General features: G+C 74.4%; 23 protein-coding genes. 1 reads left to right on the top strand and 22 read right to left on the bottom strand.

Annotated features, from left to right (window positions below; genetic code table 11):
* Window positions 1–10 precede the first annotated feature (10 nt).
* Together HKK73_RS08280 and hisD are read right to left on the bottom strand one after the other, a co-directional pair.
* Entirely contained in the window at window positions 11–643 is a 633-nt protein-coding gene (locus HKK73_RS08280) for a GNAT family N-acetyltransferase (protein WP_171467797.1), read from the bottom strand.
* The gene (gene hisD / locus HKK73_RS08275) at window positions 640–1,965 is read right to left on the bottom strand and encodes a histidinol dehydrogenase (RefSeq protein WP_034652906.1); all 1,326 of its coding nucleotides are present in this window, start codon (window positions 1,963–1,965) and stop codon (window positions 640–642) included. Before hisD ends, HKK73_RS08280 begins: the two co-directional genes overlap by 4 nt.
* 136 nt (window positions 1,966–2,101) lie before the next feature.
* On the opposite strand from hisD, the gene HKK73_RS08270 reads away from it, so the two are divergent.
* Window positions 2,102–2,338, top strand: coding sequence for an RNA-binding S4 domain-containing protein (locus HKK73_RS08270; protein ID WP_034652908.1), 237 nt, complete (start codon window positions 2,102–2,104; stop codon window positions 2,336–2,338).
* A 27-nt stretch (window positions 2,339–2,365) separates the two neighbouring features.
* Here HKK73_RS08270 and HKK73_RS08265 read toward each other — a convergent pair whose 3' ends face one another.
* The 20 genes from HKK73_RS08265 to HKK73_RS08170 all read right to left on the bottom strand — a co-directional run bounded on the left by HKK73_RS08265 (window position 2,366) and on the right by HKK73_RS08170 (window position 24,512).
* Window positions 2,366–2,770 (bottom strand): pyridoxamine 5'-phosphate oxidase family protein, encoded by a 405-nt coding sequence (locus tag HKK73_RS08265; protein WP_086151280.1) that lies wholly within the window; start codon window positions 2,768–2,770, stop codon window positions 2,366–2,368.
* Window positions 2,771–2,827: 57 nt separating this feature from the next.
* Window positions 2,828–2,959, bottom strand: a complete 132-nt coding sequence (locus tag HKK73_RS19425; protein ID WP_171468714.1) for a hypothetical protein — start codon at window positions 2,957–2,959, stop codon at window positions 2,828–2,830.
* Window positions 2,960–2,983: 24 nt separating this feature from the next.
* A complete protein-coding gene (dnaE, locus tag HKK73_RS08255; RefSeq protein ID WP_021481777.1) occupies window positions 2,984–6,520 on the bottom strand; it encodes a DNA polymerase III subunit alpha in 3,537 nt (1,178 codons plus the stop codon).
* A 98-nt stretch (window positions 6,521–6,618) separates the two neighbouring features.
* Entirely contained in the window at window positions 6,619–7,140 is a 522-nt protein-coding gene (locus tag HKK73_RS08250; protein ID WP_051028218.1) for a GNAT family N-acetyltransferase, read from the bottom strand.
* A complete protein-coding gene (locus HKK73_RS08245) occupies window positions 7,137–8,066 on the bottom strand; it encodes an RluA family pseudouridine synthase (RefSeq protein WP_043655591.1) in 930 nt (309 codons plus the stop codon). The genes HKK73_RS08250 and HKK73_RS08245 overlap by 4 nt, the downstream gene beginning before the upstream one ends.
* On the bottom strand, window positions 8,063–8,749 hold the full coding sequence (locus tag HKK73_RS08240; protein WP_081600060.1) for a signal peptidase II: 687 nt from the start codon (window positions 8,747–8,749) through the stop codon (window positions 8,063–8,065). Before HKK73_RS08240 ends, HKK73_RS08245 begins: the two co-directional genes overlap by 4 nt.
* A gap of 59 nt (window positions 8,750–8,808) precedes the next feature.
* A complete protein-coding gene (locus HKK73_RS08235) occupies window positions 8,809–9,270 on the bottom strand; it encodes a TraR/DksA C4-type zinc finger protein (RefSeq protein ID WP_021482712.1) in 462 nt (153 codons plus the stop codon).
* A gap of 138 nt (window positions 9,271–9,408) precedes the next feature.
* Window positions 9,409–10,083: a DivIVA domain-containing protein gene (locus HKK73_RS08230; protein WP_034652912.1), complete on the bottom strand. Its 675-nt coding sequence runs from the start codon at window positions 10,081–10,083 to the stop codon at window positions 9,409–9,411.
* A 226-nt stretch (window positions 10,084–10,309) separates the two neighbouring features.
* Window positions 10,310–10,600 (bottom strand): YggT family protein, encoded by a 291-nt coding sequence (locus HKK73_RS08225; protein ID WP_021482710.1) that lies wholly within the window; start codon window positions 10,598–10,600, stop codon window positions 10,310–10,312.
* A gap of 151 nt (window positions 10,601–10,751) precedes the next feature.
* Window positions 10,752–11,237 carry a cell division protein SepF gene (locus HKK73_RS08220; RefSeq protein ID WP_034652914.1) on the bottom strand — a complete coding sequence of 162 codons (486 nt, stop codon included), beginning with the start codon at window positions 11,235–11,237 and terminating at the stop codon, window positions 10,752–10,754.
* Window positions 11,238–11,376: 139 nt separating this feature from the next.
* Complete coding sequence (locus tag HKK73_RS08215) at window positions 11,377–12,183, bottom strand: polyphenol oxidase family protein (RefSeq protein ID WP_232322580.1); 807 nt, start codon at window positions 12,181–12,183, stop codon at window positions 11,377–11,379.
* Between the two features lie 34 nt (window positions 12,184–12,217).
* Window positions 12,218–13,555, bottom strand: a complete 1,338-nt coding sequence (gene ftsZ, locus HKK73_RS08210; RefSeq protein WP_034652916.1) for a cell division protein FtsZ — start codon at window positions 13,553–13,555, stop codon at window positions 12,218–12,220.
* Window positions 13,556–13,704: 149 nt separating this feature from the next.
* Window positions 13,705–14,775, bottom strand: a complete 1,071-nt coding sequence (locus HKK73_RS08205; RefSeq protein ID WP_171467796.1) for a cell division protein FtsQ/DivIB — start codon at window positions 14,773–14,775, stop codon at window positions 13,705–13,707.
* Window positions 14,775–16,253 (bottom strand): UDP-N-acetylmuramate--L-alanine ligase, encoded by a 1,479-nt coding sequence (murC, locus tag HKK73_RS08200; protein ID WP_371810605.1) that lies wholly within the window; start codon window positions 16,251–16,253, stop codon window positions 14,775–14,777. The genes HKK73_RS08205 and murC overlap by 1 nt, the downstream gene beginning before the upstream one ends.
* Window positions 16,250–17,398, bottom strand: a complete 1,149-nt coding sequence (gene murG, locus HKK73_RS08195) for an undecaprenyldiphospho-muramoylpentapeptide beta-N-acetylglucosaminyltransferase (protein WP_144682984.1) — start codon at window positions 17,396–17,398, stop codon at window positions 16,250–16,252. The genes murC and murG overlap by 4 nt, the downstream gene beginning before the upstream one ends.
* Window positions 17,399–17,525: 127 nt before the next feature.
* Window positions 17,526–18,872: a putative lipid II flippase FtsW gene (ftsW, locus tag HKK73_RS08190; protein WP_043657972.1), complete on the bottom strand. Its 1,347-nt coding sequence runs from the start codon at window positions 18,870–18,872 to the stop codon at window positions 17,526–17,528.
* 12 nt (window positions 18,873–18,884) lie between these two features.
* The gene (gene murD, locus HKK73_RS08185; RefSeq protein WP_043657977.1) at window positions 18,885–20,333 is read right to left on the bottom strand and encodes a UDP-N-acetylmuramoyl-L-alanine--D-glutamate ligase; all 1,449 of its coding nucleotides are present in this window, start codon (window positions 20,331–20,333) and stop codon (window positions 18,885–18,887) included.
* Complete coding sequence (mraY, locus tag HKK73_RS08180; protein ID WP_021483305.1) at window positions 20,333–21,415, bottom strand: phospho-N-acetylmuramoyl-pentapeptide-transferase; 1,083 nt, start codon at window positions 21,413–21,415, stop codon at window positions 20,333–20,335. The genes murD and mraY overlap by 1 nt, the downstream gene beginning before the upstream one ends.
* A complete protein-coding gene (gene murF / locus HKK73_RS08175) occupies window positions 21,412–22,860 on the bottom strand; it encodes a UDP-N-acetylmuramoyl-tripeptide--D-alanyl-D-alanine ligase (protein WP_171467795.1) in 1,449 nt (482 codons plus the stop codon). The genes mraY and murF overlap by 4 nt, the downstream gene beginning before the upstream one ends.
* Entirely contained in the window at window positions 22,857–24,512 is a 1,656-nt protein-coding gene (locus HKK73_RS08170) for a UDP-N-acetylmuramoyl-L-alanyl-D-glutamate--2,6-diaminopimelate ligase (protein ID WP_051028430.1), read from the bottom strand. The genes murF and HKK73_RS08170 overlap by 4 nt, the downstream gene beginning before the upstream one ends.

Here is a 24,512-nt window from a genome sequence, read left to right as displayed (position 1 = left end):
CCGGGCCGCGTCACCAGCGCAGGCGCAGCTCGGTGTACGTCGTGTCCACAAAGCCGAGCGAGCGGTAGAGCGGCTCGCCCTCCGGCGTCGCGTGCAGGGACACGGAGTCCGCGCCCGCCGTGCGGGCCCAGTCGAGCGCCGCTCCGACGCACGCGCGCCCGAACCCCCGGCCGCGGTCCGTCGGGTGCGTGCAGACGTTCGACAGGTGCGCCGTCGTGCCGCGGGGATTGCGCGCCGACGGCGCGGAGCGGTGCAGCTCGACGAGCGCGCACGCCGCGAGGCGTCCCGGTGCGTCGACGACGAACGCGACGACGTCGGGCGTCGCGAGACCTGCGGCGAACCACGCGCGTGCCCGGCCCTGCCACGTCGGGTCCTCCGCGCCGGGTTCGCCCATCGCGCGCATGAGGTGCACGCGTAACGACACGAGGTCGGCCGCGTCACGCGGGACGGCACGCCGCACCGGCACGACGGCGTCCCGCGCGGAGACCCCGTGCGGGCCGCCGTCGAGCGGTGCCTGGTCGCGCGAGGCGCCGTCGTGCGGGGCCTCGTCGTGCAGGGCCTCGTCGTGCGGGCCGCCGTCGTGCCGCCGTGCTGGGTCGTTCGGGCCGCCGTCGTGCGGCGCGCCGGACCGACCGGCGGTCACAGGAACCGCGCCCGCACCGCCTCGCCGTGCGCCGGGAGGTCCTCGTCGTTCGCCACGGCGACGATCCGGTCTGCGAGGTCCTCGAGGGCGTCGCGGTCGTACTCGACCACCTGGACGGCCTTGACGTAGCTGTGCACGCCGAGCCCGCTGGAGAAGTGCGCGCAGCCGCCCGTCGGCAGGACGTGGTTCGATCCGGCCATGTAGTCGCCGAGCGAGACCGGCGACCAGGGCCCGACGAAGATCGCCCCCGCGCTCGTGACGCGCTCGGCGAGCTCGGCCGCCCCCGCGGCCTGGATCTCCAGGTGCTCCGCGCCGTAGGCGTCCACCACCTGCAGCCCGTGCTCGAGGTCGTCGACGAGCACGATCGCGGACTGCGGGCCCGCGAGCGACTGCGCGACGCGCTGCGCGTGCTTCGTCGCGGTCACGAGGTCCGCGAGGCGCGCCTCGACCGCGGCGGCGAGCTCGACCGACGGGGTCACGAGCACCGCGGCGGCCAGCGGGTCGTGCTCCGCCTGGCTGATGAGGTCGGCCGCGACGTGCCCCGGGTCCGCGGAGGCGTCGGCGAGGACCGCGATCTCGGTGGGGCCCGCCTCCGCGTCGATGCCCACGACGCCTCGCACGAGCCGCTTGGCCGCCGCGACGAAGACGTTGCCGGGGCCCGTCACCACGTCGACCGGCTCGCACAGCACGTCGCCGTCCTGCGGCTCGCTGCCGGCCGCGCCGTACGCGAACATCGCGACCGCCTGCGCCCCGCCGACGGCGTACACCTCGTCGACGCCGAGCAGCGCGCACGCGGCGAGGATCGTCGGGTGCGGCAGGCCGCCGCTGTCCCGCTGCGGCGGTGATGCCACGGCGAGGCTCGGCACGCCCGCCTCCTGCGCCGCGACGACGTTCATCACGACGGACGACGGGTAGACGGCCAGGCCACCGGGCGCGTAGAGCCCGACGCGGCGCACGGGCACCCACCGCTGGCGGACCTGGGCGCCCGGCGCGACCTGGACCGTGAAGTCCTGCGGGCGCTGCGCCGCGTGCACGAGCCGGACCCGGCGGATCGACTCCTCGAGCCCTGCCCGGACCTGCGGGTCGAGCGCCGCGAGCGCCGCGGCGATCTCGTCGGCCGGGACCCGCAGGTGCTCCGGCCGCACGCCGTCGAAGCGCTCGGCGTACTCGCGCAGGGCCTCGGCCCCGCGCGTCCGCACCGCCTCGAGGATCGGCGCGACCCGATGCGCCGCGTCCTCCACGCCGACCTCTGCGCGCGGCAGGGCCTCGGCGAGCTCGCGTGCGGACAGGGAACGCCCTCGGAGATCGATGCGGGAGATCATGCGACGAGTCTAGGAGCCCGGGAGGTCCGCGACGAGCGCGTTTCGCCCACCGGTCGTCCTGGCGGCCGCCCTGCGCCGGCGCGTACTCGTCGGGAGTCGTGTCGTCGCGGCACGCGGCGCCGGGGAGAATGGCGTCATGAACGCCTCCGACGACGCCCGCCCGGTCGAGATCTCCGACGACGTCATCCGCCTCGGCCAGTTCCTCAAGCTCGCCGGGCTCGCCGAGTCCGGCGCGGAGGCGCGCGAGCTCGTCACCGAGGGCGAGGTGCGCGTGAACGGCGAGGTGGACACGCGCCGGGGACGCCAGCTGCACCGGGGCGACGTCGTCACGGTGGACCGGCCGCAGGGCGGGGAGAGCGCGACCGTCGCCTGAGCGGCGGGTACCACTCGTCGGGCACGGTCAGGCCATGTACGTCGAGGCCATCACCTTGTCCGGCGTGAGGCGCAGCACCACGCGCTCCGGCTTGGGCGTCAGCGGGCGGTACCGGCGGGCGTAGCGCGCGACGGCGTCCGCCACCTCCTCCGCGTCCTCGACGACCTCGATCGTCCCCTCGAGCGTGAGCCACCGCCCGCCGTCGACCTGGCACACCGCGGCGCGCGGGTGCGCCCCGTCCTGGCCGGTCCGGCGGGCGTTGCGCGCCTTTACCGACCCACGGTTCGTCGTGATCCGCACGACACCCGCGTCCGGGTCCCAGGTGAACGCCACCGGGACGACGTGCGGGCTCCCGTCCTCGCGCAGGGTCGTGAGCGTAGCCAGGTGCCGCTCGGTGACGAAGACGCGCTGCTCGGGGTTGAGTCGGATCACGCTCGCGAGTCTAGGCGCGGCCGCCCGGCACCGGCCGGAGCCGCCTCGTGCCGGTCGTCACAGGCCGCCGCCGACGAGCCGCCGCGGGTGCGCCGTCCTGCGTGCGCCGCAGCGCGGGCAGGACGGCACCGCCCGGGCGGTGGCACCGTCTGCGCGGCGGGACCGTCTGCGCGGCGGGACCGTGCGCAGTGCCGGACCGACGGCGTCGGCGTGTCAGAGCAGGCAGGACGGCCCGAGCAGCGCCTTGAGGTCGCCGAACAGCGCCGGCGACTTCTCGACCCGCAACCCGTCGCCCGCGCGCACGACCGTGGTCTTGCCGGGCTCGAGGACCTGGACGTGCACCTCGGCCGAGCCGGGGTGCGTCGCGAGGACCTCGCGCAGGCGCAGGATGATCGGCTCGACGCAGCGCGTGTGCGAGACCTTCACGGCGAGCGGCGACTCCGCGCCCACGGTGATGTCCGGGAGCGAGACCTCCATCGCCTGGAGCTGCATCGTGTCGTCACGCCGACGCACGCGCCCGCGCAGGACCACGACCTGGTCCTCGGCGAGGACGGTCGAGTACGCGAGGTACGTCTCGCCGAAGAACATGACCTCGACGGCGCCCTCGAGGTCCTCGATGGTCACCGCCGCCCACGGGTTGCCGTTCTTGCTCATCTTGCGCTGGAGCGACGTCACGAGTCCGGCGATCGTCACGGTGGAGCCGTCGGGCCGGCCCTCGTCGGCGAGGAGGTTCGCGATCCCGGTGTCCGCCGCGCGCGTCAGCACGTGCTCGAGCCCGGACAGCGGGTGGTCGGAGACGTACAGGCCGAGCATCTCGCGCTCGAACGCGAGGCGCTGCTTCTTGTCCCAGTCCGGGAGGTCGGGCACGTCGACGGAGAACGACATGCCGTCCTCGGCGTCGGCGCCCCCGAAGTCGGCGAAGAGGTCGAACTGGCCCTCCGCCTCCTTGCGCTTGACGCTGATCACCGAGTCGACGGCCTGCTCGTGCACGACGAGCAGGGCGCGCCGCGCGTGACCGAGCGAGTCGAACGCACCTGCCTTGATGAGCGACTCGATGGTGCGCTTGTTGCACACCACGGCCGGCACCTTGTCGAGGAAGTCGGTGAACGACGTGAACGCGCCCTTCTCCTCGCGCGTGCGGATGATCGCGTCGACGACGTTCGCGCCGACGTTGCGCACGCCCGTGAGACCGAAGCGGATGTCGCCGCCCACCGCGGTGAACTTCGCCGCCGAGTCGTTCACGTCCGGCGGGAGCACGGTGATGTGCATGCGCCGGCACTCGTTGAGGTAGAGGGCCAGCTTGTCCTTGTCGTCGCGCACGCTCTGCAGGAGCGCCGCCATGTACTCCGTCGGGTAGTTCGCCTTGAGGAACGCCGTCCAGTACGCCACGAGGCCGTACCCGGCGGAGTGCGCCTTGTTGAAGGCGTAGCCCGCGAACGGGACCAGCGTGTCCCAGACCGCCTGGATCGCGGCGTCGGAGTACCCGCGCTCCCGGCAGCCCGCCTGGAACGGCACGAACTCCTTGTCGAGGATCTCCTTCTTCTTCTTGCCCATCGCGCGCCGCAGCAGGTCGGCCTGTCCGAGCGAGTACCCGGCGAGGATCTGCGCGGCCCTCTGGACCTGCTCCTGGTAGACGATGAGGCCGTAGGTCTCGTCGAGGATCTCCGCGAGGGGCTGCTCGAGCTCCGGGTGGATGGGCTCGATCTTCTGCAGCCCGTTCTTGCGCAGCGCGTAGTTCGTGTGCGAGTTCATGCCCATCGGGCCCGGGCGGTACAGCGCGATGACGGCCGAGAGGTCGTCGAACTTGTCCGGCTTCATCTGGCGCAGGAGCGCGCGCATGGGGCCGCCGTCGAGCTGGAACACGCCGAGCGTGTCTCCGCGCGCGAGCAGCTCGTACGACGCCTTGTCGTCGAGCGTGAGCGACTCGATCTCGATCGGCTCCTTGCCGTTCATCTCGATGTTCTCGAGCGCGTCGTCGAGGATCGTGAGGTTCCGCAGCCCGAGGAAGTCCATCTTGATGAGGCCGAGGCCCTCGGACGTCGGGTAGTCGAACTGCGTGATGACCGCGCCGTCCTGAGGACGGCGCATGATCGGGATGATGTCGATGAGCGGGTCGCTCGACATGATGACGCCCGCCGCGTGCACGCCCCACTGCCGCTTCAGCCCCTCGATACCCCGCGCGAGCTCGACGACGCGCTGCGCCTCCGGGTCGGTGTCGTGGAGCTGGCGGAACTCCGCCGCCTCGGAGTACCGCTCGTGCTTGGGGTCGAAGATCCCCGACAGGGGGATGTCCTTGCCCATCACGGCCGGCGGCATCGCCTTGGTGAGCTTCTCCCCCATCGCGAAGGGGAAGCCGAGGAGCCGCGCCGAGTCCTTGAGCGCCTGCTTGGCCTTGATGGTGCCGTAGGTGACGATCTGGGCGACGCGGTCGTCGCCGTACTTCTCCGTGACGTACCGGATGACCTCCCCGCGCCGACGCTCGTCGAAGTCGACGTCGACGTCGGGCATCGACACACGCTCGGGGTTGAGGAACCGCTCGAAGATCAGCCCGTGCTCCAGCGGGTCGAGCTCGGTGATGCCCATGAGGTAGGAGGCCATGGAGCCCGCCGCCGAACCACGGCCCGGGCCGACGCGGATGCCCTGGTCCTTGGCCCAGTTGATGAAGTCGGCGACCACGAGGAAGTACCCCGGGAAGCCCATCTGGATGATGACCTCGGTCTCGTACTGCGCCTGCTTGCGCGCCGCGTCCGGGATGCCGTTCGGGTACCGGCGGTGCAGCCCGCGCTCCACCTCCTTGACGAACCAGCTCGTCTCGTCCTCGCCCTCGGGGACGGGGAACCGCGGCATGTAGTTCGCCTTCGTGTTGAACGACACCTCGCACTGCTCGGCGATGAGCAGCGTGTTGTCGCACGCCTCGGGGAGCTCCGCGAAGACCCGGCGCATCTCGGCCGCCGACTTCACGTAGTAGCCGGTGCCGTCGAACTTGAACCGGTCCGGGTCGTCGAGCGTCGAGCCGGAGTTGATCGCGAGCAGCGCCTCCTGGCTGGAGGCGTCCTCCTCGCGCACGTAGTGGAGGTCGTTCGTCGCGACGAGGCGCGCGCCGATGGTCTCCGCGAGGCGCAGGAGGTCCTTCGTGACCCGCGTCTCGATATCGATCCCGTGGTCCATGAGCTCGACGAAGAAGTTCTCGCGGCCGAAGATGTCCTGGAGCTCGCCCGCCGTCCGCACCGCCTCGTCCCACTGGCCGAGGCGCAGGCGCGTCTGGATCTCGCCCGACGGGCACCCGCTCGTCGCGACGAGGCCCTTGCCGTAGCGCTGGAGGAGGTCGCGGTCCATGCGCGGCCACTTGCCCATCTGCCCCTCGAGCGACGCGAGCGACGACGCCCGGAACAGGTTGTGCAGACCCTCGTTGTCCTTCGCGAGCAGCGTCATGTGCGTGTACGCACCGCGCGCCGAGACGTCGTCGGACTCCTGCCCCTGCTGCCCGAACCGCACGCGGGTCTGGTCGAACCGGCTCGTGCCCGGCGTGACGTACGCCTCGACGCCGATGATCGGCTTGATGCCCTTCGCCTGCGCCCGCGACCAGAACTCGAACGCCCCGAACACGTAGCCGTGGTCCGTCGTCGCGATGGCTTTCTGCCCCAGGCGCTCGACCTCGTCGAACAGGTCCCCGATCCGGGCCGCGCCGTCCAGCATCGAGTACTCGGTGTGGACGTGGAGGTGGACGAAGTCCTCAGTCGCGGTGGGCATGCCCCGATCTTAGGCGTGCCCCACCCACACCCTGGCGAGGTGGCGGCGGGTCGTGCGGCACGTCACGCGGACGGCCCGCGGCGCCCCGCCGAGAGGGGTCAGGCGTCGGTCGTCAGGGTCTTGGCGGCGTCGCGGTGGTCGATGCCCGCGTCGAGGTAGACGGGCCCGGACACGGCGTACCCGAGCCGCTCGTAGAAGCCGATCGCCTGGACCTGGGCGGAGAGGAGCACGCGCACGGCGCGGCGTCCGTCCGGTCCGGGGACCGCGTGCTCGGCGAGCGCGACCCCCTCCAGCGCGCGCATCACCGTGGCGCCCGCGCCGGTGCCGCGCGCGACCGCGGCGACCGCGACCCGGCCGACGTGCACCTCGCCCGGGCGCCCGGGGTCCGTGAGGAGCCGGCCCGTGCCGACGACCTCCCCGCCCCGCTCGCGGTCCCGCACGAGCACGTGCGTGGTCGTCTCCGCGGTGTCCAGGTCGTCGATCTCCTCCTCGACCGGGACGCCCTGCTCGTCGACGAACACCGCGAGCCGCAGCGCGTGCGCCGCGGCCAGCCCGGCGTCGTCGGACACGCGCTCCACGGCGAGCCGGGCGTCGCCCGGCCCCGAGGCGGCGACGGTCACGCGTACGCCCCGCGCAGCACCTCGAGCGCGTGCGCGAGGTCGTCCGGGTACTCGCTCGTCAGCTCGAGCCACTGCCCGGTCGTGGGGTGCTCGAACCCGAGGCGCATCGCGTGCAGCCACTGGCGCGTCAGGGACACGCGCGAGGCCAGCACCGGGTCGGCACCGTACGTGAGGTCGCCGACGCACGGGTGCCGCAGCGCGGAGAAGTGCACCCGGATCTGGTGCGTGCGTCCCGTCTCGAGGTGCACCTCGACGAGGGACGCGGCGGGCAGCATCTCGAGGACCTCGTAGTGCGTGACCGAGGGCTTGCCCTCCGCCGTGACGGCGAACTTCCAGTCCGCGCTGGGGTGCCGCCCGATCGGCGCGTCGATCGTCCCGGTCGTGGGCTCGGGGTGGCCCTGGACGAGCGCGTGGTAGACCTTCTCGACCGTGCGCTCCTTGAAGGCGCGCTTGAGCGCGGTGTACGCGACCTCGCTCTTCGCGACGACCATGAGCCCCGACGTCCCGGCGTCGAGGCGGTGCACGATGCCCTGACGCTCCGCGGCGCCCGACGTCGAGATCCGGTACCCCGCGGCCGCGAGGGCGCCGACGACGGTCGGGCCCGTCCAGCCCGGCGACGGGTGGGCCGCGACGCCGACGGGCTTGTCGACGACCACCAGGTCGTCGTCGTCGTGCACGATGCCCATGCCCGGCACGGGTTCCGCGACGACCTCGACGGCGGGCGCGGCGTCGGGCACGTCGACCTCGAGCCACCCGCCCGGGACGAGCCGGTCGGACTTGCCGACCTCGCGTCCGTCGAGGCGGACGGCGCCGCCCGCGGCGAGCTCGGCGGCCCGCGTCCGCGAGAGGCCGAGGAGCCGGGACAGCCCGGCGTCGACCCGCTCGCCGGCGAGGCCGTCGGGCACCGGGAGCGACCGGAGGCTCACCGCGCCCCCTCGTCGTCGGTCCGCGTGGCGGTCGGCTCGGGTGCGGGCCCGGACGTCGGCTCGATGGCGTCGTCGGCGCTCGTCCCGGGGTCCGCGTCGTCGCCGCCGTGGCGCGTCCCGTCCAGCCCGATGCCGAGCACCGACAGGACGGCGATCATCACGGCCGCGGCCACGATCGCGATGTCCGCGACGTTGCCCACGAACCAGTTCGCGTAGGCGATGAAGTCGACGACGTGCCCGCGCGCGAAGCCGGGCTCGCGGAAGAAGCGGTCGACGAGGTTGCCGAGCGCGCCGCCCAGCAGGAGGCCCAGCGCGACGGCCCACGCGCGCGAGCCGATGCGGCTCACCATGCGCACGATGACGACCACGACCGCGACCACGACGATGGTCAGGAGCCACGTCATGCCCGTCGCGATGGAGAGCGCCGCGCCCGGGTTGTAGATGAGCCGCAGGCCGAGCAGGGACCCCACGAGCGGGATCGTGTCGTCGCCCAGCGTGAGGCTCGACTCCGCCCACCACTTGGTGAGCTGGTCGAGCACGAGGACGAGGACGGCGAGGACGACGGTCCACACGACCAGGACGCGTCGCGGACCGCGCCGGACGGCTCCTGCGGAGGGGTCGGCGGGCGCCTGCGGGGAGGCGTCGGCGGGGTCGGTGGGCTCGGGGCGCGCAGAGGTGGACATCGGCGGCAAGTCTGCCACGTCGTCGCCCCGGTCGACGCGGCCCCGCGACGGCCCGGTGCTCAGCGCCGCTCGGCGCGCTGCTTGGCCTCGACGGAGAGGTTCGCGCGCGGGAACGCCTGCAGGCGCGCCTTGCCGATCGGCAGCCCGGTCTCCTCGCACGTCGCGTACGTGCCGGCCGCGATGCGGTCGAGCGCGTGCGACGTCTGCGCGAGGAGGTCGCGCACGTTGTTGACGAGCGTCAGCTCCTGCTCGCGCTCGAGGGCGCTGGACCCGGAGTCTGCCTGGTCGTCGCCGGCACCGTCACCGGAGTGCCGCAGGAGGTTCGACAGCTCCTCGTCCGCGACGGCGAGCTCCCCCTCCAGCCGCTCCTTCTCGGCCAGCAGCTCCGCGGCGAGCTCCTCGGCCTCCCGCAGGGTCCAGGGCTCCTCCCCGTCGCGCACGGGGAAGGACTTGACGTCCTTCGCGAGGTTCGGGAAACGGTCGCGCACGGCCGAACGGGCCGCGGTGGTGAGCTTGGTCATGTCGCCCCTCCAAGTTCGAGTCACGCGAGAGTAGACGCAGCGGCCGGTACGCACAACACACCACGCCGGTCCGCCGAGGCGGGAGAGAAGGCGCAGGTGCGTGGCGTACCGGCCGCTGCCGGACGGTCGACGCAGGTGCTAGATGCCGGGAGCCAGGTCGCTCGTGCGGCTCGCCCCGCCGACGTTGCTGCGCGGCGGGAGGGCGCTGCCCCGGTTGTCCAGGTCGCCCAGCAGGTTCTGCAGGTAGCTCTTGAGACGCGTGCGGTAGTCGCGCTCGAAGATCCGCAGCTCGTCGATCTTGCGCTCGAGGAGCGAACGCTCCTGCTCGAGCTGCGAGAGCGTACGGTGCGAGGTCTCCTCGGCCTCGCGCACGATGCGCGAGCCCTCCTCCTTGGCCTCCGCGATGAGGCGGTCGCCCTCCTCCTGGCCGGAGCGCACGTAGTCGTCGTGCAGCTTCTGGGCCAGCTGGAGCATGCCCGTCGCCGACTCGGGCTCCGCCGCGTTCTTCGTGACGACGGCCTGCGAGATCGGGGCGGGGCGCACGGGCTCCGGCTCCGGCTCGGGCGCCTTCGGCGTCTCGACGACGGGGGGCTGCACCGCAGCGCTGGACGCGTCGGCCCGGCTGAGCTCGGCGAGACGACGCTCCGCCGCAGCGAGCTTCGACTTGAGGTCCTCGTTCTCCTCCTGCACGGAGTTGAGGGTCCTCACCACCTCGTCCAAGAAGTCGTCGACCTCTTCGACGTCGTAGCCCTCGCGGAACTTCGTCGCCGAGAACTTCTTGTTCAGGATGTCCTCTGCAGTGAGCAGTGCCATCGGTTCACCTCATAGCGTTTGCGTGTCGGTCCGGGCGACCTCGCGATCACCAGACTCCAAAGTAGCGGACATTGCCCTCAGGGGCGGGTGCAGCCGCGCCGTCGCGCGCCGTCGGAACCGTGCCGACGGCGTGCAGCGTGCGCGGGCGTGCGGTGGGGGTCGGGGCGAACCGGACGTAGCGGCCCGGTACGGGCCGTCCGGACACCCTGGTCGGGTGACGTGCGTCTCAGAGCGAGGACACGATCTGCGCCGCGATCGTCACCGCGAAGAACAGGATGATGAACGCGAGGTCGAGGCGCACCTGACCCAGCGAGAGCGGCGGGATGAGCCGGCGCAGCGCGCGCAGGGGCGGGTCCGTCGCCGAGTAGATCACCTCGGCGAGCACCAGCAGGACCCCCCGGGGCCTCCAGTCGCGCGCGAAGAACTGCACCCAGTCGAACACGAGCCGACCGATGAGCAGCAGCAGGTAGAGCCAGAGCAGGAATCCGACGATGCCTGTGATGAGGTCCCAGATCACGGGTCAACTGTGCCAGACGCACCGCCCCCGGCCCCGCCGGGGACACGCGCTACGCCCAGGGCGGACGCGCAGGAGGGACGGGCGCGTCACCGCGCCCGTCCCTCCGTGCGTGCGGCGCGTGCTCGGCGGGTGCACCGCGCCGCGCGCACGCTCAGCTCTGGTTGTAGAAGCCCGCGCGACCGGGGGCCGGCGCGGCGGCCTGCTCCTCGCCGGTGATCTCGACGTGCTCGGGCGAGAGCAGGAACACCTTGTTGGTGACGCGCTCGATGGCCCCGTGCAGCCCGAAGATGAGGCCCGCGGAGAAGTCGACGAGGCGCTTCGCGTCCGCGTCGTCCATGTCCGAGAGGTTCATGATCACGGGGGTGCCGCCGCGGAACGCCTCGCCGATCACGCGCGCGTCGTTGTACGACCGCGGGTGCACCGTCGTGATCCGCCGCAGCTCGGCCGCCGACATGCTCGTCTGCGGCACCTCGCGCGGCCCGAGCGCGCGGTGCAGCGGCGTCACCGGTGCCTGGTAGTCGTGCGCCACGTCCGCCCCCGTCTCGTCGAGCTCGTCGACGTACTCGTCCTGCTCGTCCTCGCCGCGATCATCAGCGAGGCCCAGATACAGCATGGTCTTGCGCAGCGCTCCCGCCATGGGCCTTGCTCCGTCCTCGATCGATCCTCGGTCCACCGGCCGTCGGACCGGTGCGTTCACGCTAACCGAGGGTGCGCGGCGAGCCCCGGACGACACGCCCGGCGTGCGCAACCTCGTGCGGAGGTCGGACCGAGCCCGCTCAGGTGCCGGTGAGCGTCACGAGCCCGGCGAACCGGCCGGTCGTCGTGCCACGACGCGCCGCCCGACGGTGCGAGAAGAACCGCTCGTCCTCGATCGTGCACGCCGGGACGCGCACGACGTCCGCCACGCCCGCCGCGACGAGGTCCGCGACGACCCCGGCGGGCAGGTCGAGCGCCGGCGTCCCCCAGGACGTCGTCGACCACGTGGCCGGACGCGCGAGCGCGACGTCGTCGCGCATCCACGCGGGCACCTCGTAGCACCGCCCGCACGCGCTCGGCCCGACGGCGGCCCGCACCCGGTCGACCCGCGCACCGGCGGCGACCAGGGCGCCCAGCGCCGCGTCGACCACCCCGTGCGCGAGGCCGCGGCGCCCGGCGTGCGCGACGCCGACGACGCCCGCCTCGGCGTCCGCGAGGAGGACGGGCACGCAGTCGGCCACGAGGACGCCCAGGCCCGCGCCGCGGGACGGGGCGACGAGGGCGTCCGCCTCCCCCACCGTGTCGACGGGGTCCGCACCGCGCGGCACAGGCTCCACCGTCGCGACGCGGGTGCCGTGCACCTGCGTCGCGAAGGACGCCGGGACGCCGAGCCACGCGGCCGCGCGCGCACGGTTGGCGCGCACCCGATCGGCGTCGTCGGTCACGTTCAGCCCGAGGTTGAGCGTGTCCCACGGCGCCGGCGAGAGCCCGCCGTCGCGCGTCGTGAAGCCGGCGCGCACCCCCGGCCCGAGGTCCACCTCGAGCACGACGGGAGGGGCGGCGCCGTCGGCACCGCCCCTCCCGTCCTGCACGGCCCCGGCGCTCACGCGGCCCCGCACCGCGCCACGCGGTCGCGCACCGTCACTTGAGGAAGTCGGGCACGTCGAGCTCCTCGACCTTGCGGCGCGGGGGCTCCTCGTCGAAGATCCGCGGGGGCACGTCGACGCCCTCGTTCTGCCCGCCCGGCACGGCCTCCGCGTTGTGGTTCCCGGCGTCGCCGGAACCGACCACGGTGAACGGGGCGGGGGCGACCGGCTGCACCGGCACCGGGCCCTGACCGCCGTCGAGCGTGACGGGCACGTCGTCGGCCTCCGGCTGGATCGGCACGACCGGCCGCGGCAGCGTGTGCGCACCCGTCGTCGGTGCCGGCGGCACGGCCCGCGCGGCGGGCACGACCGGGATCGCGCTCGTCGCGGGGCGCTGGGCACCTGCCACCTGGCCGAGCGCCCGCGCGTCGCCCCGCACCTGCGGGGCACCGCCGTCGAAGCCGGCCGCGATGACGGTGACACGGACCTCGTCGCCCAGCGCGTCGTCGATCACGGCGCCGAAGATGATGTTCGCCTCGGTGTGCGCGGCCTCGTGGACCAGACGCGCCGCCTCGTTGATCTCGAACAGGCCGAGGTCGGAACCACCCTGGATGGAGAGCAGCACGCCGTGGGCGCCGTCGATGCTCGCCTCGAGGAGCGGCGACGAGATCGCCATCTCGGCGGCCTGCACCGCGCGGTCGTCGCCCCGCGCGTTGCCGATGCCCATGAGGGCGCTGCCCGCACCCTGCATGACGGACTTGACGTCCGCGAAGTCGAGGTTGATGAGACCGGGGGTCGTGATGAGGTCGGTGATGCCCTGGACACCGGAAAGCAGCACCTGGTCGGCCTGGTGGAACGCCTGCAGCGCGCTGACGTTGCGGTCCGACATCGACAGGAGGCGGTCGTTCGGGATGACGATGAGGGTGTCGACCTCGTTGCGCAGGTTCTCGATGCCCTGGTCCGCCTGGACCGAGCGGCGGCGGCCCTCGAACGTGAAGGGCCGCGTCACGACGCCGACGGTCAGCGCGCCGAGCGAGCGCGCGATGCGGGCGACGACCGGTGCGCCGCCCGTGCCGGTGCCGCCGCCCTCGCCCGCCGTGACGAAGACCATGTCCGCGCCGCGCAGCACGTCCTCGATCTCCTCGGCGTGGTCCTCGGCCGCCTTCTTGCCGACCTCCGGGTCGGCGCCGGCGCCGAGACCGCGCGTGAGCTCGCGGCCGACGTCGAGCTTGACGTCCGCGTCGGACATGAGGAGCGCCTGCGCGTCCGTGTTGATGGCGATGAACTCGACACCCTTGAGGCCGACCTCGATCATCCGGTTGACGGCGTTCACGCCCCCACCGCCGATGCCGACCACCTTGATCACTGCTAGGTAGTTCTGCGGAGTTGCCACGTCAATGCCTCTCGATCGGTCAGCCCTGAACCTTCACCCTCAAGTAGAGGGTTATAGTTATGTCAGGTCGTTCATGGGTCGACCGTAGGTGTCGACGTGCCCATCATCAACGACCGTCTCGCGCGTGTCGGGGATCGCCACGCGCGCATTCACCGCGTCACCGGGAGCCGCGGGGCCGAGACGTCGTACACGGTGACCCCCGCGTTCTCCGGGACGGCCCGAAGCGTCTGCAGGACGCGCACCTTCAGCGCCGCCTCCTCGGAGCTCCCCCACTCGACGACGACCCCGTCCCGCAGCATCATGCGGACCGCGTCTCGCGTCGGCGCCGAGACCTCCGCGACCTGCGCGTGGAGGTCCGCCGGGAGCGCGTTGAGCAGCACGAGCGCGGCGTCGAGCGCCCGCGCTCCCTGGTCGTCGAGCGGCGCGTCGATCTCCGGCAGCCCCTCGGGCACCACCGGGTCGGTACGCACGCGGACACCGTCGGCGTCGAGCAGCGCGAAGCCGTCGTCCACGGGCACCGCCACGACGGGCTCGCGCGACTCGAGGAGCACGGAGAGCCCCGAGGGCCACGCACGCCGGATCTCGACGTCGCGCACGCCGTTGAGGTCGAGCACCTGCTCGCGCAGCACGACCGTGTCGAGCCGCGGCAGCGGCACGCCGTCCGCGGCGGCGACGACGTCGCGCACCTGCTGCGGGTCGATCACCGTGCCCTCGCCGGAGACCGTGACCTCGTCGAGGTCGAGGCCGAGCACGGGCGAGAAGAACGCCACCCACGCGAGACCGGCGACGACGAGGAGCCCCGCGACCCAGCCGAGGACGCGCGTGCGCACGCGGTGGCGGCGCATCGCGTCGCGCTCGGCGAGCCGCTCGGCCATGCCGTGCGAGACGACCCCGATCGGGGCGGCCGACGCGCCGCGCGGGACCGACGTCGTCGGGCCCGCGCCCCGGCTGCCGCCACCGCGCGCGGCCGGAGGACGACCGGTGCCGGGTCGGCCGCCCGACGAGCGCACGAGCTCGGAGCCCGGCGCCGCGACGCGGCGCACCGGTCGCGTCGGCGTGTCCTCGACCGGCGCCCGGCGCGCGCCCGGGGGCGGGGCCGGCTTCGCGGAGCTCGGGGCCTGCTTTGCGGGGCCCGGGGCCGCGGACCGTCCGGCCCGCTCGCCCGCGCCCGACCGGCCCGGCCGCGGCGCGGCGGGACGAGGCTGGGGCGGCGGACGCATCAGGCCTCGCCTCCTCCGGGCGCCGGGGCACCGTCGCGACGCGCGCGGAGGCGCTCGAGGACGACGGCGCCCAGCTCCGTGACGTCGCCCGCCCCGACGGTGAGCACGAGGTCTCCCGGGCGGGCGGCGTCCGCGACGCGGTGGGCCGCCTCGACGCGGTCCTCGACCGCGTCGACGACCACGCCGGGAGCGTCGACCAGGTCGGTGATCGTGCGCGCGCTCACGGCCGGGTCCGGCTCCTCGCGCGCCGCGTAGACGCCCGTGACCACGACCTCGTCCGCTCCGGCGAGCGCCTGCGCGAACTCGCGCGCGAACGTCGCGGTGCGCGAGAACAGGTGCGGCTGGAACAGCACGAGCACCCGGCCACCGGCCGCGACGGGCCGGGCGGCGGCGAGCAGCGCGGCCACCTCGGTCGGGTGGTGCGCGTAGTCGTCGACGACGCGCACGCCGCCCGCCTCGCCGCGGGCCTCGAAACGGCGGCCGGTGCCGAGGAAGCCGTGCGCGGCCGCGACCGCCGCCGCCGGGTCGACGCCGAGCACGACCGCCGTCACGACGGCCGCGGTCGCGTTGAGCGCGTTGTGGTGCCCCGGCACGCGCAGCAGCAGCTCGAGCCCGTCGAGGCGCGCCGCACCGACCGTTCCGGTGAGCGACGCCCGCACCCCGGGTCGGCCCACCTCGTCGGTGGGGGCCACGTCCGCGACGCGCACGTCGGCGTCCGCGGACGTGCCGTACGTGACCACCGCTCCCCCGGCCCGGGCGTGGGACGACGCGAGAGCGCGCGCCCCCGCGTCGTCGGCGCACGCGACGAGCGTCCCGCCCGGGACGATCCGCGCGGCGAAGTCGACGAACGCCTGCTCGAACGCGGCACGCGACCCGTAGTGGTCGAGGTGGTCCGGCTCCACGTTGGTGACGACGGCGACGTCGGGCGCGTAGTTGAGGAACGACCCGTCCGACTCGTCGGCCTCGGCGACGAGGACGTCCGACCCGAGGTGGCCGCCCGCGACGGGGCCGTCCTCGGTGAGCACCGTGCCGCCGATCGCGAACGACGGGTCGAGGCCCGCGCCGCGCAGGACGGTCGCGATCATCGCGGACGTCGTGGTCTTGCCGTGCGCGCCCGCCACGGCGACGGACCGGCCGCGCGCCATGAGCGAGGCCAGCGCCTGCGAGCGGTGCAGCACGCGCAGCCCGGCCGCGCGCGCCGCCGCGAGCTCGGGGTTCGTCTCGCGCACCGCGCTCGACACCACGACGGTGTCCGCGCCGGCGACGTGCGCGGCGTCGTGCCCCACCCACACCCGGACGCCGTCGGAGCGCAGCGCGGCGAGCGCGTCGCCCTCGCGCGCGTCCGAGCCCTGGACGGGGACGCCGTGCGCGGCGAGGAGACGGGCGACGACGGACATGCCCGCCCCGCCGACGCCGACGAGGTGGACCGTGCCGAGCGCCTCGAGCGCGAGCGGGCCCTCGCCCGACGCCGCCGTCACGCCCGTGCCCCCGACGCACCGGCGACGGCCTCGGCGACGAGGTCCGCGACGCGGGCGGCGCCGTCGCGCACGCCCGCTCCCGCGGCGGCCGCTGCCATCGCGTCGAGCCGGCCCGGGTCACCGAGCAGCGCCGGGACCTCGCGCGCGACCCACGCCGCGTCGAGCTGTGCGTCGTCGACGAGCAGGCCGCCACCCGCCGCGACGACGGGGCCGGCGTTGAGCCGCTGCTCCCCGTTGCCGATGGGCAGCGGCACGTAGACGGCCGGGATGCCCAGCGCCGCGAGCTCGCCCACCGTGCCCGCGCCCGCGCGGCACACGACGAGGTCCGCGACCGCGAGCGCGAGCTGCATCTCGGCGAGGTACTCGCGCACGTCGTAGCGCGCGCCGGGGTGGCCCGCGACGGCACCGGCCGCCGCCTCGCGCACCGCGCCGTCCTTGCCCTTGCCCGTCAGGTGGAGGATCTGCGTGCCCGCCCCCAGGAGCGCGCCGGCGGCACCGGAGACCGCCTCGTTGAGGCTCTGCGCCCCCAGCGAGCCGCCGGTGACCACGAGCGTGCGCGCGCGGGGGTCGAGGCCGAGGCGCGCCGCGGCGTCCGCGCGCACCCCGGCGGCGTCCGCCGCCCGCGCGGCCACGAGGTCCTGGATCTCGCGGCGCAGCGGCAGCCCGGTGACGACGCCGCCCTTGAGCGGCGTGCCCTCGAACGTCACGCCGACGCGCGCGGCCCACCGGGCACCGAGGCGGTTCGCCAGGCCGGGGCGCGCGTTCTGCTCGTGGATCACGACCGGGACGTCGCGACGGCGCGCGGCGAGGTACGCGGGCGTGGAGACGTAACCCCCGAAGCCGACGACGACGCGCGCGCCGGTCTCGTCGATGACGGCGCCCGCCGCGTCCACGGCGGACTTGAGGCGTCCCGGGAGGTTGACCCACTCCGCGCTGGGGCGGCGCGGGAGCGGGACGCGCGGCACGTGCCGCAGCGGGTAGCCCCGGGCGGGGACCAGGTCGTCCTCCAGGCCGCCCGCGACCCCGAGCGCGGTCACCACCACGCCGGGCTCACGCGCCCGGAGCTCGTCCGCCACCGCGAGGAGCGGGTTCACGTGCCCCGCCGTCCCGCCGCCTGCGAGCACCACCGAACCGATCGTCGTCACGTACCTCGTCGTCCTTCCCTGCGGCAGGTGCCGCGTCCTGTCCGTCGTGCGGAGGTCTGTCGTGCGGGGCGCGGGGCGCCCCACGGGTCCGGCGTCGCGGCCGGAGCGGCAACGACGGCCGGAGAGGTCATCGCGCGGTCCGGCGCCGGGGGCGCGCCGCCCGGCCGACGACGGCGAGCGAGCGCCGCACGACGCTCCCCCGCGCGGCGAGCGCCTCGGCCGCGCCCGGTTCCGAGCGCGCGAACGAGATGAGCACGCCGAGCGCGGCCATCGTCATGATGAGCGCGGAGCCGCCCGCCGAGACGAGCGGCAGCGGGACGCCGATCACGGGCAGGAGCCCGATGACGACGCCGATGTTGATGAACGCCTGGCCGACGATCCAGCACGCGATTCCGGCCGTCGTGATCTTCACGAAGGGGTCGGGGTGGCGACGCACGATCCGGCTCGTGGCGACGCCGACGATGACGAACAGCCCCAGCACCAGGAGCGTGCCGAGCAGCCCGAGCTCCTCGCCGATCACGGCGAAGATGAAGTCGTTGTGCGCCTCCGGCAGGTACGACCACTTCTCGCGGCTCGCCCCGAGGCCGACGCCCGTGAGCCCGCCCGTGCCGAGCGCGTACAGGCCGTGCATCGACTGGTAGCACTCGCCGAGGGTGTCGGTGCACTCGCGGTACGTCGCCATGATGCGCGAGAGCCGGTCGCCGCCCGACTGGTTGAGGATGAAGACGTACCCGACGACGAACGCGGCACCGCCCGCCCCGAGGGCGAGCAGGCGCCCGTCGGCCCCCGAGACGAAGAACGCCCCCGCGATGATCGCCATGACGACGAGCGCCGTGCCGAGGTCGTGACCCGCGAGCACGAGGCCCACGACCGCGACCGCGACGGGGACCGCGGGGATCAGCACGTGCCGCCACTGACCGAGCATCCGCTGCTTGCGCCCGAGCACGACACCGAGCCACAGCGCGAGCGCGAGCTTCGCGACCTCGGCCGGCTGGAACGTGAAGAGCTTCAGGTCGATCCAGCCGGTGTTGCCGTTGACGTTCTTCGCGAGCGGCGTGAACACGAGCATCTGCAGCCCGAGCGCCACGAGGAGCGCGGGCCACGCGAGCCGCTTGTACCAGTCGACCGGCACGCGCGTGGCGACGAGCAGGACGGGCAGGCCCATGAGGGCGAACTTCGCCTGCTCGAGGAACGCCCCGAAGGGTGACTTGCCCGCGGCGATCTGCGTGACCGCCGAGCTGGAAAACACCATGACGAGACCGATGATCGCGAGCAGCGCCGTCGCGCCGACGAGCAGGTAGTAGCTCGTCACCGTGCTGTTCCACTGGCCGAGCCACGGGCGCTCGGCGGGCTCGGGCCGCGGGCGTCGCGGCTCGCGGGTCGTCGCCCGGCCCCGCGGCACCGTCCGGCTCGTGCCGGCCCGGGGGACGGTGCGCGTCGAGGGCGCGCCTCGCCCGTTCGCGGTCTGGGTCATGGGCTGCCCGGCCTACCCGTGGTCGGGGCGCAGGGCGCGCGCCGCCTCGGCGAACGCGTCGCCGCGCGCGGCGTACGAGCGGAACTGGTCCATCGACGCGCCGGCGGGCGCGAGCAGCACCGTGTCGCCGGCCTGCGCGAGGCGGCGGGCGGAGTCGACGGCGCGGGGCATCACGGTCCCAGTGTCGCCAGGATCCACGCGCACGACGGGGATATCGGGCGCGTGTCGGGCGAGCGCACCGGCGAACGGCTCCGCGTCGACGCCGATCAGCACGACGGCACGCAGCCGGTCGGCGCGCGCCGCGACGAGCTCGTCGAACGACGCCCCCTTCGCGAGGCCGCCCGCGACCCACACGACGGTCCCGGGCGCGAACGCGGCGAGGGACGCGGACGCGGCGTGCGCGTTGGTCGCCTTGGAGTCGTCGACGTAGGCGACGCCGTCGACCGAGGCGACCTGCTCGATGCGGTGCGACCCCGTGCGGAACGCGCGCAGCCCGTCGCGGACGGCGACGGCCGGGACGCCGTGCGCCCGTGCCAGGGCGGCCGCCGCGAGCGCGTTCGCCACGACGTGGGCGGGCACGACGCCGTCGGCGCCCGCGAGGTGCGACAGGTCGCCGAGCGTCGCGAGCTCGGCGGCGTGCGTGTGCCGGTCCGGAGCGTCCGCGGGCGCGTGGAACGCGCGGTCGACGAGCACGTCCTCGATGACGCCGAGCTGCCCGCGCGCCGGGGCGCCGAGCGTGAAGCCGACGGCCCGGGCCCCCTCGACGACGTCCGCCTCGCGCACGAGCGCCTCGGTGCGAGGGTCCGCGACGTTGTAGACGCACGCGACCCGGGCGTCCTCGAAGACGCGGCCCTTGTCGGCCGCGTAGGCGTCGATCCCGCCGTGCCAGTCGAGGTGGTCGGGGGCGACGTTGAGGACGGCGCCCGCCTCGGGGGACGTGGTGTGCGTGAAGTGGAGCTGGAAGCTCGACAGCTCGACCGCGAGCACCTCGAGCGTCGGGTCGAGCGCGGCCTCGACGACGGGCGTCCCGACGTTGCCGACCGCCGCCGTCCGCAGGCCCGCGGTCCGCAGGATCGTCTCGAGCATCTCGACCGTCGTCGTCTTGCCGTTCGTCCCGGTGACGGCGAGCCAGGGCGCGGGCCGCCCCGACGGGCCGGCGACGCGCAGGCGCCACGCGAGCTCGACCTCGCTCCATACCGGCACGCCGCGCTCCGCGGCGGCCACGAGCAGCGGGTGGCTCGGGCGCCAGCCCGGCGAGACGACGACGAGGTCGGTCGCCGCGAGGTCCACGTCCGCCGCGTCGTGCAGGTCGGCGTCGGCGGCGCCGTCGTCGAGCGTGACGACCGACGTCGCGCGCGGGTGGAGCGCCGCCGCGGCGGCGCGCCCGGACACCCCGAGGCCGGCGACGACGACGCGCGCACGCTCGAGCGGGACGGCGAGGTCGTGGGGGTCGCGTGCCACTAGCCGACCACCCACTCGGCGTAGAAGATCCCGATGCCCAGCGCCGCGAACAGCCCGGCGATGAGCCAGAAGCGGATCACGATCGTGACCTCGCCCCACCCGGACAGCTCGAAGTGGTGGTGCAGCGGCGCCATCTTGAACACGCGCCGCCCGGTCATCTTGAAGAACCCGATCTGGATGACGTCGGAGAGCACGATGATGACGAAGAGGCCGCCGATGATGAGCGCGAGGAACTCGGTGCGCGTGAGGATCGACAGGCCGGCGAGCGCGCCGCCGAGCGCGAGCGAGCCCGTGTCGCCCATGAAGATCTTCGCGGGGCTCGCGTTCCACCACAGGAACCCGAAGCACGCGCCGACGATCGCGGCGGCCACGATCGCGAGGTCCTGCGGGTCGCGCGTCTCGTAGCAGCTCGGCCCGGCCGACGCGAGGCGCTGGCAGGTCTGGTTGAGCTGCCAGATGCCTACGAGCACGTACGAGCCGAACACGATGAGCGAGACGCCCGTCGCGAGCCCGTCGAGACCGTCGGTGAGGTTGACCGCGTTCGACCACGCGGTGATGAGGAAGTTGGCCCAGAGCACGAAGAGGATCAGCCCGACCGTGACGCCCGCGAACGCGAGGTCGAGGTTCGTGTCGCGCAGGAAGGAGATGCGCGTCGACGCCGGCGTGCGGCCGTGCTCGTTGGGGAACTGCAGCGCGAGCACCGCGAACGCGATGCCGACCGCGCCCTGGCCGATGATCTTCGCGCGGGCCGTGAGCCCGAGGCTGCGCTGCTTGCGGATCTTCGTGAAGTCGTCGAGAAAGCCGACGATCCCGAGCCCCGTCATGAGGAACAGGACGAGCAGGGCGGAGACGCTCGGGAACCGCCCCGAGACGACGTACGACATCGCCCAGCCGAGCAGCGTCGCGCCGATGATGACGACCCCGCCCATCGTGGGCGTCCCGCGCTTGGTGAAGTGCGCCGTCGGGCCGTCCTGGCGGACGAACTGCCCGTAGTTGCGGTGCACGAGGAACCGGATGAACAGCGGCGTCCCGAAGAGCGCGACGAGCAGGGAGACGCCCGCCGCGACGATGATCGCGATCACGCGCGTTCACCTCCTGTCGCACCGGCACCTGCGGCCGCCAGCTCGTCGCCGAGCCGCCACAGCCCGGACCCGTTCGAGGCCTTCACGAGCACGACGTCCCCCTCCTGCAGCTCGTCGCGCAGCAGCGCGGACGCCGCCTCGACGTCGGGGACGAAGCGCGTCTCGTCGCCCCACGACCCCTCCTGGGTCGCGCCGTCGTGGATCCCGCCGGCGCCCTCGCCGACCACGACGAGCAGCTTGACGTTCAATCGGACCACGAGCCGGCCGATGTCGTCGTGCGCGACGCGCGAGTCCTCGCCGAGCTCCAGCATCTCGCCGAGCACGGCGACGGACCGCCGGTCGCGCCCCGCCATGACGGCGAGCGCCTTGAGCGCGGCGCGCATCGAGTCCGGGTTGGCGTTGTAGGAGTCGTCGATCACCGTGATGCCGTCGGGACGCTCGGTGACCTGCATCCGGTGCGGGCTCAGGGCGCGCGCGTCGGACAGCCGGTCCACGACGTCGGGCAGCGCGACGCCGAGGCGCAGCGCGGCCGTCGCGGCCGCGAGCGCGTTCGTCAGGTGGTGCTCGCCGACGAGGCCGAGGGTCACGCGCGCGCTCGTGCCCTCGCCGCGCGCCGCGTCGCCCGACGCGCCGGGGCGCACGCGCAGCGTGAAGGACGCCCGGCCCGTGCGGTCGATGCCCAGGTCCTCCGCGCGCACGTCCGCCGCGGGGATCGTCCCGAAGGTGACGACCTCCCCCGGCGCGACGTCGGCCATCGCCGCGACCCGCAGGTCGTCGGCGTTGAGCACGGCGACGCCGCCGGGCGCGAGGCCCGTGACGATCTCGGACTTGGCGCGCGCCACGGCCTCGATCCCGCCGAACTCGCCCAGGTGGGCGCTGCCCACGACGAGCACGACCGAGACGTCCGGGGGCGCGATGCGCGTGAGGTAGGTGAGGTGACCCACGCCGCTCGCGCCCATCTCGAGCACGAGGAAGCGCGTGGACTCGTCGGCCTCCAGCACCGTGAGCGGCAGGCCGATCTCGTTGTTGAACGACCCGCGCGGGACCACGGTGGGGCCCTCGGGGCGCAGGAGCTGGCCGAGCAGGTCCTTCGTCGTGGTCTTGCCCACGGAGCCCGTGACACCGACCACGCGCAGGTCGCCGCGCTCGCGCAGCGTCGCGAGCACGTGGCGGGCCAGCTCGCCCAGCGCGGCCTGGACGTCGTCCACGACGACGCACGGCACGTCGAGCTCGCGCGCGGCGAGGACGAGCGTCGCGCCCGCCTCGACGGCACCGGCGGCGTAGTCGTGACCGTCGACGTGCTCGCCCGGCAGCGCCACGAAGAGCGACCCCGGCGCGACCCGGCGCGAGTCGACGACGACGGGCCCCCCGACCCGGACCTCCGGGTCGGCGGACAGGCGTCCGCCGGTCGCTGCGGCCACCTGCGCCGCAGTGAGCTCGATCATGCGTGGTGCTCCTTCAGGTCGGGGGTGTCGTGGGGCGGCGTCGTCGCGGGGCGCTCCTCGAGCGCGGCCCGCGCCTCGACGCGGTCGTCCAGGGGGTGGTCGACGCCGGCGATCTCCTGCCACACCTCGTGGCCGCGGCCCGCGACGAGCACCGTGTCGTCCGGGCCCGCGGCGAGGATCGCCTCGCGGATCGCCCGGGCGCGGGGCGCGACCTCGAGCACGACGACGTCGCGCGGCTCGGGTGCGGCGGCCGCGGCCTCGCGCGCCGCGTGGGCTCCGGGCAGCACCTCCGCGCGGATCGCGGCCGGGTCCTCGCCGTGCGGGTCGTCGTCGGTCACGACCACGACGTCGGCGCCCTCGACCGCGACGCCGCCCATCGTGGGCCGCTTGCCGCGGTCCCGGTCGCCGGTCGCGCCGAACACGACGACGAGCCGGCCCGGCGTGGTGGGCCGCAGCGCGTCGAGCGCGAGGGCGAGAGCGTCCGGGTTGTGGGCGAAGTCGACGACGACGCGCGGGCGGTGGGGCGGCTCCGAGACGACCTCCATGCGGCCCGGGACCGCCGGGTCGAGCCCACCGGCCGCCGCGAGCGCCGTCTCGAGGTCGCGCGCGTCCGTGCCCGCCTCGAGCACGAGGGCCAGGGCGAGGGCGGCGTTGGCGACGTTGAAGTGCCCGGGCAGCGACGTCGTCGTGCGCACGCTGCGGCCGTCGCGGTGCCGCAGCGTGAACGCCGAGCCGCCCGCCTCCGACGGCTCGACGTCGTGCACGGTCCAGTCCGCCGCGGGCTGCTCGTCGCCTGCCGTGGTCGGGCTCACGCGCAGCGTGGCGACCGGGACGCGCGCGGCCGAGACCATGCGCTCGCCCCACGCGTCGTCGACCACGACGACGCCGCGGCGCGCGTGCTCGGGCGTGAACAGCAGCGCCTTGGCCTCGAAGTACTCCTGGAGGTCGCCGTGGAAGTCGAGGTGGTCCTGGCTGAGGTTCGTGAAGCCCACGACGTCGTAGACGAGCCCGTCGACGCGGTGGAGCGCGAGCGCGTGCGACGAGACCTCCATCGCGAGCGTGCGTACGCCGTCCTCGCGCATCGCCGCGAGCAGGGCCTGGAGGTCGGCCGCCTCCGGGGTCGTGAGGCGGCTCGGCAGCACCCGGTCGCCGGAGCGCATCTCCACGGTGCCGATGAGCCCGCCCGTCCAGCCGAGCGCGCGCAGCGCGTGGTCGACGAGGTACGTCGTCGTGGTCTTGCCGTTCGTGCCCGTCACGCCGAACGTCGTGAGGTCCTGCGCGGGGGCGCCGTACACCCAGGCCGCGACGGGGCCGAGGAGCGCGCGGGGGTCGGGGGCGACGAGCACCGGCACGTCGAGGCCGGCGTCCGCGAGCAGGTCGGCGCCCTCGGCGTCCGTGAGGACGGCACGGGCGCCGCGGCCCACGGCGGCGGGCGCGAACCGCGCCCCGTGCGCCCGGGCGCCGGGCAGCGCCACGAAGAGGTCGCCCGCGTCGGCGGTGCGGTCGTCCGACGCCACCGACCACACCTCGGCGGAGCCCGGTGCGGCGTCCGCGCCACCCGCGCGGACGTCGAGCCCGAACCGTGCTGCCAGGTCCGCCACCGACCGACGGGTGGTCGTGGCAGGGCGAAGACGGTCGATCGGGGATGTCAC

Origin of the sequence: Cellulosimicrobium sp. 72-3 (assembly GCF_013127315.1) — a bacterium.
Lineage (GTDB): Bacteria > Actinomycetota > Actinomycetes > Actinomycetales > Cellulomonadaceae > Cellulosimicrobium > Cellulosimicrobium funkei.
Note: the sequence above shows the minus strand (reverse complement) of the source record. Positions and strands in the feature narration are given on the sequence as shown.